Raw genomic sequence first — 12,420 nt, 5'->3', positions numbered from 1 at the left:
GCGGTGCTGGGCGGCCCGCCGCGGGGGGGGGGGCCCCCCCCCCCCCCCCCCCGCTTCGGGCACTCACTCGACGTCGCCGCCCGCATGGGGGTTTTCCACCCCCCTATGAATGGGGCCAAGAGCCCCATTTATCCCCCCGAGGATATTTGACGCCGAAAGACGGAGTTCGGCCTGCCCCGCAAGTCCCGGCCCGTTCACCACGGCTTGACCGCCCCCCGGCTTGCGCGCGCCGCATCAAGCGGCCACCCTCTGTTCCGCACCCGCAAACCGGAGGCCGCTTGATGCGCCGCACCCTTGCCTTCCTGCTCGCGACCGCCGCCACGCCCGCACTGGCCGAGATGCCGCCGGGCATCAGCCATTTCACGCTGGACAACGGGCTTGAGGCCGTGGTGATCGAGGATCACCGCGCCCCGGTTGTCGTCCAGATGCTGTGGTATCGGATCGGATCGGCCGACGAACAGCCGGGCAAGTCCGGCCTCGCGCATTACCTGGAACACCTGATGTTCAAGGGCACCGACAAGCTGGAAGCGGGCGAGCTTTCGCGCACCGTGACCGCGAACGGCGGCCGCGACAACGCCTTTACCAGCTATGACTTCACCACCTATTTCCAGCGCATCGCTTCGGACCGGCTGGACCTGGTGATGGGGATGGAGGCCGACCGGATGGCCAACCTGCGGATCGGCGAGGACGACTGGCAGGCCGAGCGCCAGGTCGTGCTGGAGGAACGCGCCCAGCGGACCGACAGCGACCCCCGGGCGCTTTTCGGCGAGGAACGCGCCGCGGTGCAGTATTACAACCACCCCTACGGCCGCCCGGTGATCGGCTGGCGGCAGGAGATGGAGGGTCTGACCCGCGACGACGCGCTGAAATGGTATGACGACCATTACGCGCCCAACGTGGCGGTGCTGGTGGTCGCGGGCGACGTGACGGAAGACGAGGTCCGGGCGCTGGCCGAAAAGCATTACGGCCCGATCCCCCCCAAGCCCGACGCGCCTCGTGCCGAGCGCCCGCAGGAACCCGCGCAGAACGCCGAGCGGCGGATGACCATGGCCGACCCGCGCGTGCCGCAGCCGATCCTCAGCCGCAGCGTCATCGTGCCCGAACGCAATCCGGGCGACCAGAAGACCGCAGCCGCGCTCAGCGTGCTGGCCGAACTGCTGGCGGGTTCGGCCCAGACCTCGTTCCTGGGCCAGCGGCTGGTGCTGACGGGGCAGGCTCTGTGGGTGGGCGCGGGCTATGACGGGCTCAGCGTCGATCCGACCAGCTTCTCGCTGGCCATGGCCTATGCGCCGGGTGGCGACGATGCGGCGGCGGAAGCGGCGCTTGAGGCAGGCATCCGCGACTTCCTGGCCGAAGGGCCGGACCCCGCGCAACTGAAACGGGTCAAGACCCAACTGCGTGCGGCGCAGATCTACAAGCAGGATTCGGCCCATGCCCGCGCCTATGACTATGGGCAGGGGCTTGCCGTCGGGCTGACGGTCGAGGACGTGAACGACTGGCCCGAGATCCTTGCCGCCGTGACGGCCGAGGACGTGCAGGCGGCGGCCCGGCTGGTGTTCGAGGACCGCGCCGGGGTCACCAGCCTGCTGAAGCCCGCAGCCCCCGGACAGGTGGCCGGGGCAGAGATGGCCGCGGCCGGGGATGGGGGCGGAACCCCCGCAGGCGAGGGCGGGATGCCGGCTGCATCGCCGGAGATGGACGCCAGCCCGGCGCCCGCTTCGACCGCACCCCCGGCAGAGGCCCCGGTTGCCGCCGCGTCCTCTTTGCCCGAGGAAGCGCCCTACCCCGACACCGCCCCCCCCGGCACCGAGACGGCGGCGCCCATGCCTGCCGACACGCCGCATCCGGCGCAGCCGGCGCCCGCCTCGCCCCAGCCCGCGCCGACTGAGGAGCAGACCCGATGATCCGCAGCTTCCTTTCCGCGCTGGCGCTTGCGCTGCTGGCGGCCCTTCCCGCCCGCGCCATCGACATCCAGGAAATCACCTCTCCCGGCGGGATCACCGCCTGGCTGGTCGAGGATCACACGATCCCCTTTGTCGCCGTCGAGATCGCCTTCCAAGGCGGCGCCTCGGTCGATGCGCCGGCCAAGCGCGGCGCAATCAACCTGATGACCGCCCTGCTGGAGGAAGGCGCGGGCGAACGCGACGCCGTGGCCTTCGCCGAGGCGATGGAGGAGCTTGCGGCCTCGGCCAGCTTCGACGCCTCGGACGACGCGGTCAGCGTGGGCTTCCGCGCGCTTACGGAAAACCGCGATGCCGCTGCCGACCTGCTGGCCGATGCGCTGGCCCGCCCCCGCTTTGACCCCGACGCCATCGAGCGGGTGCGGGCGCAGGCGCAGTCGCTGATCCGGGCGCAGGACAGCGACCCCAATGCGATCGCCTCGAAAGAGATGGCCCGGCAGACCTGGGGCGACCACCCTTACGGCACGGTCCTGACCGGCACCGCCGAGTCGGTCGCGGCCCTGACCCGCGACGATCTGGTCGAGGCCAAGGACCGGGTGCTGGCCCGCGATCGGGTGCTGGTGTCCGCCGCGGGCGACATCGACGCGGCGGCGCTGGGGCGTCTGATCGACCCGATCCGCGGCGATCTCCCAGCGGAAGCGACTGCCCCCTTGCCCCCCGAACCGGAACTGCTGCTGACGGGCGAGACCACGGTGATCGACTGGGACAGCCCGCAGACGGTGGTCAGCTTCGCGCAACGCGGGCTGCCGATGGATCACCCCGATTACTTCGCCGCCTTCGTGCTGAACCACATTCTCGGCGGCGGCGGCTTCTCGTCCCGGCTGATGGAGGAGATCCGGGAAAAGCGCGGGTTGACCTATGGCGTGGGCACCGGCCTTGCCAACATGGTGCTGGGCGAGACATGGGCGGGCGGCATGGCCACGGCGAACGCCCGCACGGGCGAGGCGGTGGCGCTGGTGCACGAGGTCTGGGCAGGCATCCGCGACGGCGTGACCGAGCAGGAACTCACGGACGCCAAGACCTATCTCACCGGCGAATATCCCCTGCGCTTCGACGGCAACGGGCGGATCGCGGGCATCCTGTCGGGAATGCAACTGATGGGGATGCCCCGCGATTATGTGAACACCCGGAACGAGAAGATCGCCGCCGTCACCGCCGAGGATGTCCGCCGCGTTGCGCAGGAGGTGCTGGACCCCGAGGCGCTGGAATTCGTGCTGGTGGGCCGCCCCGAGGGGATGTGAGCGCCCCCAGGGTCATGCAGAAAGGCGCAGGGGATGACCCTGCGCCTTTTCCTTGAGATGCCGGCAGGGGATCAGGGATTGACCTGAACCGCCCCCGACCCGCCCAGGGCCGCCCCGGCCACGGCGCCCACGGGCCCGCCCACGACCGCCCCGGTTGCGGCGCCGGTGGTGGCGCGGGTGGCGGTGTTCGGGCCGCAGGCGGCGATGGTCAGGGTGGCGGCGGCCAGCAGCATCGCGGTCATCGTCTTCATGGCAGTCTCCTGTCAGATCACGTTCAAGAAAGTGAGATCGGGAAATCAAGCCGTCCGGGGGCGTTGCGGTTCCAGAATAATCCGGGCGCGGGGGGCGAAACGTTTACGCCCGGTCCCGGCGGCTGCTATATCCGGGGCGATGACGCGCCCCGACCCCCGCATCCCTCCGGTGATCCGCCAGCTTGACGAGGCCGCCGCCAACCGCATCGCGGCGGGCGAGGTGGTGGAACGCCCGGCCTCGGCGGTGAAGGAGCTGGTCGAGAACGCGCTGGACGCGGGCGCGACCCGGATCGGGATCGCCATTGCGGGCGGCGGCAAGCGGCTGATCCGGGTCACGGACGACGGCTGCGGCATGACCGCCAGGGACCTGCCGCTGGCGCTGGCCCGCCATGCCACGTCCAAGATCGACGGATCGGACCTGCTGGACATCCGCAGCTTCGGCTTCCGGGGCGAGGCGCTGCCGAGCCTCGGCGCCGTGGGCCGTCTGACCATCACCAGCCGCGCCGAAGGCCACGAGGCCGCGCGCATCGCCGTCGAGGGCGGCCGGATCGAGCCTGCCCGCCCCGCCGCCGCCAACCGCGGCACCGTGGTGGAACTGCGCGACCTGTTCTTCGCGACACCCGCCCGGCTGCGCTTCCTGCGGACCGACCGGGCCGAGACCCAGGCCATCGCCGAGGTGGTCCGCCGCCTTGCCATGGCCGAGCCGTCGGTGGCCTTCACCCTCAGCGACGAGGACGAGGGCCGCATCCTCTTCCGCGCCGATGCCGAGCAAGGCGATCTGTTCGACGCGCTGTCCGCCCGCATCGGCCGGGTCATGGGCCGCGAGTTCATCGAGAACGCCATCCCGCTGGATGCCGAGCGCGACGGGCTGCGCCTGACGGGCCTTGCCGCCCTGCCGACCTATTCGCGCGGCGCGGCGGTGGCACAGCATCTTTATGTCAACGGCAGGCCGGTGCGGGATAAGCTGCTGACCGGGGCGCTGCGGGCGGGCTATTTCGACGTGCTGCCGCAGGGACGCCACCCGGCGGCGGTGCTGTTCGTCCATTGCGACCCGCAGGGCGTGGACGTTAATGTCCATCCGGCCAAGGCCGAGGTCCGCTTCCGCGAACCGGACGCCGCGCGGGGGCTGGTCGTCGCCTCATTGCGCCATGCGCTGGCGGGGGTGGGGCACCGTGCCTCCTCGACCGGCGGGGCGGCCACGCTGGCGGCGATGCGGCCCGGAACGACGTCCTTCCGGCGTGATCCGCCGCCGTCGCAGGCGGCAGTCGCCGCCGCCCATGCGGCGCAGGCGCCGCTGGTGCCCGTTGCGGCTACCCCCCCGCCCCAGGGTTTCGCCGAAACCGCCACGACTGCCTTTCCCGCTGCCGCGCGGGTCGAACCCGTGGCCGAGGCGCCCGACGCACCCCTTGGCGCGGCCCGGGCGCAACTGCACGGCAACTGGATCGTGGCGCAAAGCCGCGACGGCATCGTGATCGTGGACCAGCACGCCGCCCATGAGCGGCTGGTCTACGAGCGGCTGAAGGCGCAGGCAGCGCAGGCGCGCGTGCCGTCGCAGGCGCTGCTGATCCCGGCCATCGTGGATCTTGGCGCGGATGCCGAGCGGGTGCTGGCGGCGGCGGATGACCTCGATCGCCTCGGCCTCGTCATCGAGCCCTTCGGCCCCGGCTGTGTCGCGGTGCGCGAACTGCCAGCCGCGCTGGGGCAGGCGGATGCGGCGGCGCTTTTGCGCGACATCGCCGACGAGCTGGCGGAACAGGGCGCCTCGGACCGGCTGCAGGGGTGTCTGGACGCGGTGCTGTCGTCGATGGCCTGCCACGGTTCGGTCAGGTCGGGCCGCAGCCTGACGGGCGAGGAGATGAACGCGCTTCTGCGCGAGATGGAACGGACGCCGCGATCGGGCCAGTGCAACCACGGTCGCCCGACCTGGGTGGAACTGCGGCTGTCCGACATCGAGCGGCTGTTCGGGCGCTGATTGACGCGGCCCGGCCTGCGGGCCAGAACCGGGGAAAAGGGGAACTGCCATGCTGGAACTCGGCGCCGACAAGATCGCCTTCGTCATCCTCCGCGCCCGCGACTATGACCACGGGCCGGACGGGCGCGGCGGCCGCAACGCCTTTGAACTGCGCGACTTCATCGCCGACATGACCGAGGACGAGCAGGCCGAAATGACCGCCGTGATGTGGATCGGCCGCGGCACCTTCGACGCGGATGACCTCGAGGAAGCGATCTCGACCGCACGGGCGGAAAAGACCACGCCGACCGAGGACTACCTGATGGGCGAGCCGCATCTGGCCGACCATCTGGAAGCGGGCATGGAGGCGCTGGGCCTGACGCCGGGCGAGGAAGAGGACGCGCTGCTGCGGGGATGAGGCAGGTCCGCGCTGTCCGAAGGACAGCCGATCCGCGGCCAGCCTCGATCCGCAAAGGACCAAGGGCTGCATAATATGCGGTGGGGCCGCTCCCATGCAGGGTTTGACCCCATTCATGGATGAGGTCCGTGAACGCAGAAACACCCTGTTCTGCTGGCTGCGGGCTTCGCAGGCATGTCATCGGGGGGGCGCGGTCGAACCTGCCCCTGCAACGTCGCCGTAAAAACCCGGCCAGGTCGTCGAACCGGCATCAACCTGCCTGGCATGGGCGAGACCGATGAAGCCGGGCCAATGATGGCGTGACTTGATCGGCCTGTCGCGCAGGAAGCCAAGGTCATCCGCGCGAGCGGCAACCACATGCGGCGCGAAAACGGGGCAGCTCTCGGAAACCGCCAGAAAGGGCATGGGTGAGGCCATCCCTCACCCATGCCCCGCTCCTCGAAATCACTCGCGCGTCACCCGCACCAGTTCCCCGTTCGGCTTGTCGGTCAGCAGCATGACCGCGCCATCGGCGGCCAGATCCACGTCGCGCACCCGGCCGATGCCCTGCAGGTGCCGCCCTTCGCCCGCGACCCCGTCGCCGTCCAGTTGCAGCCGCACCAGCCCGTGATCGCCCTGCAGCGCGCCGGTGAGGATCTGCCCCTCCCATTCCGGGAACATCCCGCCCCGGTAGAAGACCATGCCCGAGGGCGCGATCACCGGGTCCCAGTAATAAAGCGGCTGCTCCATCCCGTCGGCCTGGGTGATGCCGTCGTTGATCGGCTCGTCCTGGTAGGACACGCCATAGGTGATGACCGGCCAGCCGTAGTTCTTCCCGGCCTCGATGCGGTTCAGCTCGTCCCCGCCCTTCGGCCCATGCTCGATGGTCCAGAGCTGGCCACTGCCGTCCAGCGCCGCCGCCTGCACGTTCCGCAACCCCTTGGCCCAGATCTCGGGCAGGCCCAGGTCGGGGTTGCCCTCGGCGGGGGCGCCGGTCATCGCGTCGATGCGCAGCAGCTTGCCCAGGTGGTTGTCGTCCTGCTGGGCGCTATCGCGGATCGGCACGTCGGACCGTTCGCCCAGGGTCACGAACAGGTTGCCCTGGCCATCCAGCAGCAGCCGGCTGCCGAAATGCTTGTCGCCGTCATAGACCGGCACCTGCGCGAAGATCTGCTCGACGTTTTCCAGCGTCGAATTGTCCTGCGACAGCGTGGCCGTGGCGACCGCCGTGTGGTTGCCGCCCTCGGCCGGGGCCGCGTAGCTGATCCACAGCCTGCGCGTTTCGGCGAAATCGGGGGCGATCAGCACGTCCAGAAGCCCGCCCTGCCCGGTAGCCGAGATTTCGGGCAAGCCGCCGATGGGGTCGGACAGTTCGCCCTCGGCGGAAACGATCCGCAGCCGGCCCGGCCGCTCGGTCACCAGCCAGCCGCCGTCGGGCAGCTGCACCATGCCCCAGGGATGTTCCAGCCCGTCGGCGACGACGGTGGTTTCCAGCGCGATGTCGTCGGCCAGCACGGGCGCGCGGGTCTGCCCCTCGAAGGCCGGCACCTGGTCGGGCGCGTTGGGCGGTGCGGCGTTGAAATCCTGGGCCGAGGCCACGAAGGGCAGGGCAAACAGCGCGGCAAACGCCGCGGTGGGGCGGAGGAATGGCATGGGCAACTCCCTTGTGTCTGCCCTGCAAACCGGAGAACGGAGGATTCGTTCCGGCGCCTGACCGAAGCGTGAAGACAGGGGTTGCCGCCCCTGCCTTGCGCCGAGAACTGCTTGTTCCCGGCGTCGGGGAGGCGAGGGCGGCTTCCGAGAGGCTTCTGCGAAGAAGGGCGCTTGCCGGGGCGCGGCCTGACGCGGGCCTGTCCAGCGCCGGGCAGGACGGCCGACCGGATCAGGGGTGCGCGATCCGCCCCCTCTGCGCAGCGCAGGGACCGGCAGGCAGCCCGGCTTGACTGCCCCGGTCGCCCCCTGTCCGCAGGCTGGCCGGGAACGCCCGGAACTGCCGCTTCAGCCCTTCAGGTGGTCCACCTTGGCCATGTGGTCGGCGATGTCGCCCGCCTCGACCAGCCAGCGGCCGATCAGGTCGGGATCGTCGGGGGCGGCGTGGACGCCGGCAGGGAAGGCGCCCGCCAGCACCGCCTCGACCGCCAGCGCGACGGGGACCGACACGAGCTGCGCCATCGCGGTGCCGTTCTTGTCGCCCTGCGCGTCCAGCACCCATTCCTTGTCGAACACCGCCTCGTTCCCCCGCATCGCGGCAAGGCGGACGAACAGCACGACGCGGTCGGGCTCACCCTCGGCATAGGCGTGGCGGGACCAGAACTCGTCGGCCATCTCGCCCAGGCGGGCGTCGCCTTCAGGGCCGGCAAGGCCCTCGACCTCGGCGAAGACATCGGCCCAAGCCTCGGACCAGCCTTTCAGGCGGATCGTGCCGCGCACGAAATCCCTGATCTCCCAATCGGGATCGAAGCCGTACTGGCCGATGAAGGCGGTGGAATCGCGGTTCGGATAAACCTCGAAATGCTCGGGCACCGGCAGCGGCGCCTCGTAGGGCTCGATCGCGTGCCAGGGACGCTCGACCCGCCGCTCCTCGCCATCGCGGATCGACAGGGACGGCGAGCGCAGCGCCCGCAGCACGCCCAGCGGCGACCACGAGAACTTGTAGCGGAAGGGGTTGGGATGTTTGGGAATGCCGCCGCAATAGCTGGTGAAGCTGATCCGGTCGCCGGCCCTGGCCACATGGCGGTAGTCCGCCACCAGCTCATGCGCCATCAGGTGGTCGATGCCGGGGTCCAGCCCGACCTCGTTCACCAGCGCCACGCCCGCGTCCATCGCCGCCTGTTCCAGCGCCGCCATCTCGGGCGAGATATAGGACGAACTGACGAAATGCGCCCGCTTCCCGATGCAGATGCGGGCCACGACCGGGTGCTGGTCGGCGGGCAGCATGGACACCACTACGTCGCCCGGCTGGACCGCCGCCGCCAGCGCCTGCGAGGTGTATTCGCGGATGTCGGCGGCCAGGTCGCCGACCGCCTCGCGCGCCTTGTCGACCGTGCGGTTCCAGACCACGACGGGGGTCTGCCCCTGCAGCAGCCGCCGCAGACCGGGGATCGAGGAAAGTCCGGTTCCGACCCAGTGGATCGTCATGGCGCAAGCCCTTTCAGATGGGTGTCACAGATATCGGCGGCGCGGCCCCAGGGGCCGGTATCGATGGCGTCCAGCGCCCGCAGCACCGGCAGCAGTTGCGCGGCATAGTCAAGGCTCGATTCCCGCGGCAGCATCGAGGGCAGGTTATCGATGGCCATGACATCGAGCGGCGGATTGTCCGCCACCCGCAGCACAGGCGTGTCCCATGTGGTGGTGCGGTCATAGACGCGGACCGGATTGAAGGCGCTGGTCGGGTCGCAGGCGATGTCGCCGATGACCCTCAGGGCGCGGCCGGGGTTCACGGCGCTTTCCGGGACGAAGACCGGGCAGCCGGGCTGCGCGAGGATGCAGTTGAGGAAGACCTCGTGCAGCAGGATTTCCGGGAAGGGCCCGCCATGCGCGGTTTCCGCCATGTCCCATTTGGTGACCCGGACGCCGACTTCGGCGCAAAGGTCGGCCGCCCCGCTGCCCACGCGGCCCTTTGCGCCGATGACGATGGCGCGGGGACGGGCATGGCCGGTCCCGTCCAGTTCCGCCCGCAGCGCCGCCGTCAGCGCGTCCTTGCCGGGCCAGGTGCCGACAGGCGCGCAGATCTCGCCCCGCTGCTGCGCGGCCCAGGCCTTCAGCGTGACCGCCGCGCCCGCGTAGCCCGCCCAGTAGCCGAAGGCCGCAAGGCGGCGGCCCTTGTCGTCCAGCAGGTATTCCAGGTCGTAAAGCCGCCCGCCGCCCTCGCGGAAGCGGCGCAGCAGCACCTCGCCCGCGGGCTGGCCCTTGAAGGCATGGCCGAACATGATGTGGCGGTGCATCAGGGGGTTGCCGTCCTCGGGCAGTTCCTTCAGGCCGAAGATGATGGCGTCCACGGGCGCCTCAGGCCACGACCCTTCAGGCGCGATCGAGGCCCCGGCGGCGCGATAGTCGGCGGTCGGGATCACGCGGCGGGGGCTGTCCTCGACGGTGACGCGGAAGCCGCGGCGGATCAGGTCGCGCACGCCCTCGGGGGTGATGCCGACCCTGTCCTCGTTGGGGCGGCTTTCCGCCCGGACCCAGAGATGCACCATCAGACCCCTCCTCCTGCTGCCGCCGGCCCGCGGCGGGCCATTCGTCCATGCTGCGCGACAGTTACGGAAAGGCGATGCGGTCGTCCAGACGCGGACGGCGAGCGCCAAGGAAGGGGCCGTCGCCAGCGGCATCGATGCGGGCGATGGCGGCGGCGATGTTTTCGGTGATGACCGACATGGTCCAGGCGGTCGCGTGGACCATCGTCCGGGCGTCCAGCGCCAGCGCCACATGGCCCGGCCAGAACAGCAGGTCGCCGCGCTGGATCGTCTCGGTTTCAGGAAAGGCCTCGCGCTGCAGGTCGCTGTCGCCGGGACAGGCGATCCCCGCCCCGTGCAACGCCGCTTGCGCCAGCCCCGAGCAGTCGATGCCCCAGCGGCTGTTCCCGCCCCACAGGTAGGGCGTGCCGAGAAGGCGCAGGGCGACCTCGGCCGGGTCATCGGCAGGATGGTCCGAGATGTGCTGGAGCGGCACGAGGAGGCCGTCCGCCAGTCGCGCAAAGCGGCCCTCGGTGCCCGTGACCGCCAGCCGTGCGCCCATGGACAGGCTGCCCCGTTCGGGCTGCTTGAAGTCGGGCGCGGGCCGCTGCCGTCACGCGATGGCTGATTGCGGGGCGTTCCGCGGTCAGCGCGGACAGCGCCACCCAGCCGCAATAGCCGTCCGCCGCTGCCTGCACGAAGCCCCAGCCGTCGCGTTCCTCGATCAGTGTGACGTCGGCGCCGTGCAGAAGCTGGCGGTCCCGGGCGCCCTCGGGCGCGCGCAGCAGGTCGGCCAGCGGAGCGGCCAGCCGCATCGGCCGGCCATCGGTCAGCGTCTCCCGCGCGACCCCCGATCCGCGCAGGGCCACACGGTCGGTGGCGGGGGTCAGGCGGCGGTCCATCAGGCGATGGTCGGCAGCGCGTGCAGAATCGCGCGCATCCCCTGCCCGACGCCGCCCTTGGGCCGCCCCGGCGCCGCCGCGGGCTGCCAGCCGTAGATGTCGAAATGCGCGTAGACTCCCGCCCCGCCGGTAAAGCGGCGCAGGAACAGCGCGGCGGTGATCGCCCCCGCGAAGCCGCCCGAAGGGGCGTTGTCGAGGTCCGCAATGGCGGGCTCGATCATGGATTCGTAGGGCTCCCAGAAGGGCATCCGCCAGACCGGGTCGGCATGGTCGCGGCCCGCCTGATACAGCGCCTCGGCCACCGCGTCGTCGTCGCAGAAGAAGGGCGGCAGGTCAGGGCCGAGGGCCACTCGCGCGGCCCCGGTCAGTGTGGCCATGGACAGCAGCAGGCCCGGGCTTTCCTCGGCGGCATAGGCCAGCGCGTCGGCCAGGACCAGGCGGCCCTCGGCGTCGGTGTTGTTGACCTCGACCGTCAGGCCCTTGCGGCTGGCCAGCACGTCGCCGGGGCGGAAGCTGTCGCCCGCGACCGCGTTCTCCACCGCCGGCACCAGCACCCGCAGCCCGCCTGCGCGGCCCAGCCGTGCCAGCGTCTCGGCCAGGCCCAGGACATTCGCGGCCCCGCCCATGTCCTTCTTCATGATCAGCATCGAGGCCGAGGGCTTGATGTCCAGTCCCCCGGTGTCGAAGCAGACCCCCTTGCCGACCAGCGTGAGCGCAGGCCCCTCGCCCGGAAAGCGCAGGTCGATCAGCCGCGGGGCGCGGCCCGGCCCAGCCGCGCGACCGACGGCGTGGATCATGGGGAAGCCCTCGGCCAGCGCCTCGCCCGTGATCACATCCACAGAGGCGCCGTGCCGGGCGGCCAAGTCACGGGCGGCGGCTTCCAGATCGGCCGGACCCATGTCGGAGGCGGGCGTGTTGATGAGGTCGCGGGCCAGATACTCGCCCGCCGCCATCGCCAGCACGGCCTCGCAGTCCACGCCCTCAGGGCAGACCAGCCGGGCCTTCGGCGGCTCGGCCTTCTTGTAGCGGGCGAAGCGATATTGAGCGAACAGCCAGCCGAGCGCCCCATGCGTCAGATCATAGCTGTCGGGCGCACCCTCCAGATGCCACGCGCCCTCGGGCAGCCCCTCAGCGGCACGGGCCAGCGGGAAGCGTTCGCGCGCCGGGCGGTCGGCGGGGGTGGCGGGCTTGCCGATGCCGAACAACGCCCCCGATACCCCACCCTCTCCCGGCAGCAGGCAGATCTGGCCCGGATTGGCGGTAAAGCCGGACGCCTTGGCAAAACCCGCGTCCATGCCCTCGGGCCAGACCGGGCCGTCATCACCCTGGGGGACCAGCCACAGCGGGCGGCTTTCGGCATCGGCGGGGGCGAACTCGGGCTCGGTCATCGGCATCTCCTGTCCTGCGACACAGTTTCTGCGGCTATCCGGGCTGGAAAGGAAGACCGGCGGCTTCTTTCTGGCCCAAATACCCATTGCACCCGCGCAGCCTTCACTTCGCCCGCATTATCAGCTATGCCCCGCCGTCTTGTTCGTGAAAGGGACG

General features: G+C 70.8%; 9 protein-coding genes and 1 pseudogene. 4 read left to right on the top strand and 6 right to left on the bottom strand.

Going from position 1 to position 12,420, the window contains the following annotated elements:
* Positions 1-281 precede the first annotated feature (281 nt).
* Both Q4F04_RS00660 and Q4F04_RS00655 read left to right on the top strand, forming a co-directional pair.
* Complete coding sequence (locus Q4F04_RS00660) at positions 282-1,904, top strand: pitrilysin family protein (protein ID WP_303367900.1); 1,623 nt, start codon at positions 282-284, stop codon at positions 1,902-1,904.
* Positions 1,901-3,202 (top strand): pitrilysin family protein, encoded by a 1,302-nt coding sequence (locus tag Q4F04_RS00655; RefSeq protein ID WP_303367899.1) that lies wholly within the window; start codon positions 1,901-1,903, stop codon positions 3,200-3,202. The genes Q4F04_RS00660 and Q4F04_RS00655 overlap by 4 nt, the downstream gene beginning before the upstream one ends.
* Positions 3,203-3,273: 71 nt before the next feature.
* Here Q4F04_RS00655 and Q4F04_RS00650 read toward each other — a convergent pair whose 3' ends face one another.
* Positions 3,274-3,453: a hypothetical protein gene (locus tag Q4F04_RS00650; RefSeq protein ID WP_303367898.1), complete on the bottom strand. Its 180-nt coding sequence runs from the start codon at positions 3,451-3,453 to the stop codon at positions 3,274-3,276.
* A 139-nt stretch (positions 3,454-3,592) separates the two neighbouring features.
* Between Q4F04_RS00650 and mutL the strand changes: the two genes are divergently transcribed.
* Both mutL and Q4F04_RS00640 read left to right on the top strand, forming a co-directional pair.
* On the top strand, positions 3,593-5,425 hold the full coding sequence (gene mutL / locus Q4F04_RS00645; protein WP_303367897.1) for a DNA mismatch repair endonuclease MutL: 1,833 nt from the start codon (positions 3,593-3,595) through the stop codon (positions 5,423-5,425).
* Positions 5,426-5,474: 49 nt separating this feature from the next.
* Positions 5,475-5,822 carry a DUF3775 domain-containing protein gene (locus tag Q4F04_RS00640; RefSeq protein ID WP_303367896.1) on the top strand — a complete coding sequence of 116 codons (348 nt, stop codon included), beginning with the start codon at positions 5,475-5,477 and terminating at the stop codon, positions 5,820-5,822.
* 444 nt (positions 5,823-6,266) lie between these two features.
* Here the strand turns inward: Q4F04_RS00640 and Q4F04_RS00635 are convergent, their stop codons facing one another.
* The 5 genes and pseudogenes from Q4F04_RS00635 to Q4F04_RS00615 form a co-directional block, all read right to left on the bottom strand.
* Positions 6,267-7,454 (bottom strand): PQQ-dependent sugar dehydrogenase, encoded by a 1,188-nt coding sequence (locus Q4F04_RS00635; protein WP_303367895.1) that lies wholly within the window; start codon positions 7,452-7,454, stop codon positions 6,267-6,269.
* Positions 7,455-7,799: 345 nt separating this feature from the next.
* A complete protein-coding gene (locus Q4F04_RS00630) occupies positions 7,800-8,939 on the bottom strand; it encodes a saccharopine dehydrogenase family protein (protein WP_303367894.1) in 1,140 nt (379 codons plus the stop codon).
* On the bottom strand, positions 8,936-9,997 hold the full coding sequence (locus tag Q4F04_RS00625) for a saccharopine dehydrogenase (protein ID WP_303367893.1): 1,062 nt from the start codon (positions 9,995-9,997) through the stop codon (positions 8,936-8,938). The genes Q4F04_RS00630 and Q4F04_RS00625 overlap by 4 nt, the downstream gene beginning before the upstream one ends.
* A gap of 61 nt (positions 9,998-10,058) precedes the next feature.
* A pseudogene (locus Q4F04_RS00620) lies at positions 10,059-10,875 on the bottom strand (C40 family peptidase).
* Positions 10,875-12,263 carry a M17 family metallopeptidase gene (locus Q4F04_RS00615; protein WP_303367892.1) on the bottom strand — a complete coding sequence of 463 codons (1,389 nt, stop codon included), beginning with the start codon at positions 12,261-12,263 and terminating at the stop codon, positions 10,875-10,877. Before Q4F04_RS00615 ends, Q4F04_RS00620 begins: the two are co-directional and overlap by 1 nt.
* Positions 12,264-12,420: the final 157 nt, after the last annotated feature.

The sequence above is a fragment of the Paracoccus sp. (in: a-proteobacteria) genome (assembly GCF_030536915.1).
In the GTDB taxonomy this organism is placed as follows: Bacteria; Pseudomonadota; Alphaproteobacteria; order Rhodobacterales; family Rhodobacteraceae; genus Paracoccus.
The sequence above is the reverse complement of the archived record's forward strand: the minus strand, read 5'-3'. Positions and strand labels throughout refer to the sequence as shown.

Bases quoted from the DNA above. Each gene is read 5' to 3' on its own strand.
- Q4F04_RS00655 (WP_303367899.1), top strand. From the start codon at position 1,901: ATGATCCGCAGCTTCCTTTCCGCGCTGGCGCTTGCGCTGCTGGCGGCC.
- Q4F04_RS00650 (WP_303367898.1), bottom strand. From the start codon at position 3,453: ATGAAGACGATGACCGCGATGCTGCTGGCCGCCGCCACCCTGACCATC.
- Q4F04_RS00640 (WP_303367896.1), top strand. From the start codon at position 5,475: ATGCTGGAACTCGGCGCCGACAAGATCGCCTTCGTCATCCTCCGCGCC.
- Q4F04_RS00625 (WP_303367893.1), bottom strand. From the start codon at position 9,997: ATGGTGCATCTCTGGGTCCGGGCGGAAAGCCGCCCCAACGAGGACAGG.
- Q4F04_RS00630 (WP_303367894.1), bottom strand. From the start codon at position 8,939: ATGACGATCCACTGGGTCGGAACCGGACTTTCCTCGATCCCCGGTCTG.
- mutL (WP_303367897.1), top strand. From the start codon at position 3,593: ATGACGCGCCCCGACCCCCGCATCCCTCCGGTGATCCGCCAGCTTGAC.
- Q4F04_RS00660 (WP_303367900.1), top strand. From the start codon at position 282: ATGCGCCGCACCCTTGCCTTCCTGCTCGCGACCGCCGCCACGCCCGCA.
- Q4F04_RS00615 (WP_303367892.1), bottom strand. From the start codon at position 12,263: ATGACCGAGCCCGAGTTCGCCCCCGCCGATGCCGAAAGCCGCCCGCTG.
- Q4F04_RS00635 (WP_303367895.1), bottom strand. From the start codon at position 7,454: ATGCCATTCCTCCGCCCCACCGCGGCGTTTGCCGCGCTGTTTGCCCTG.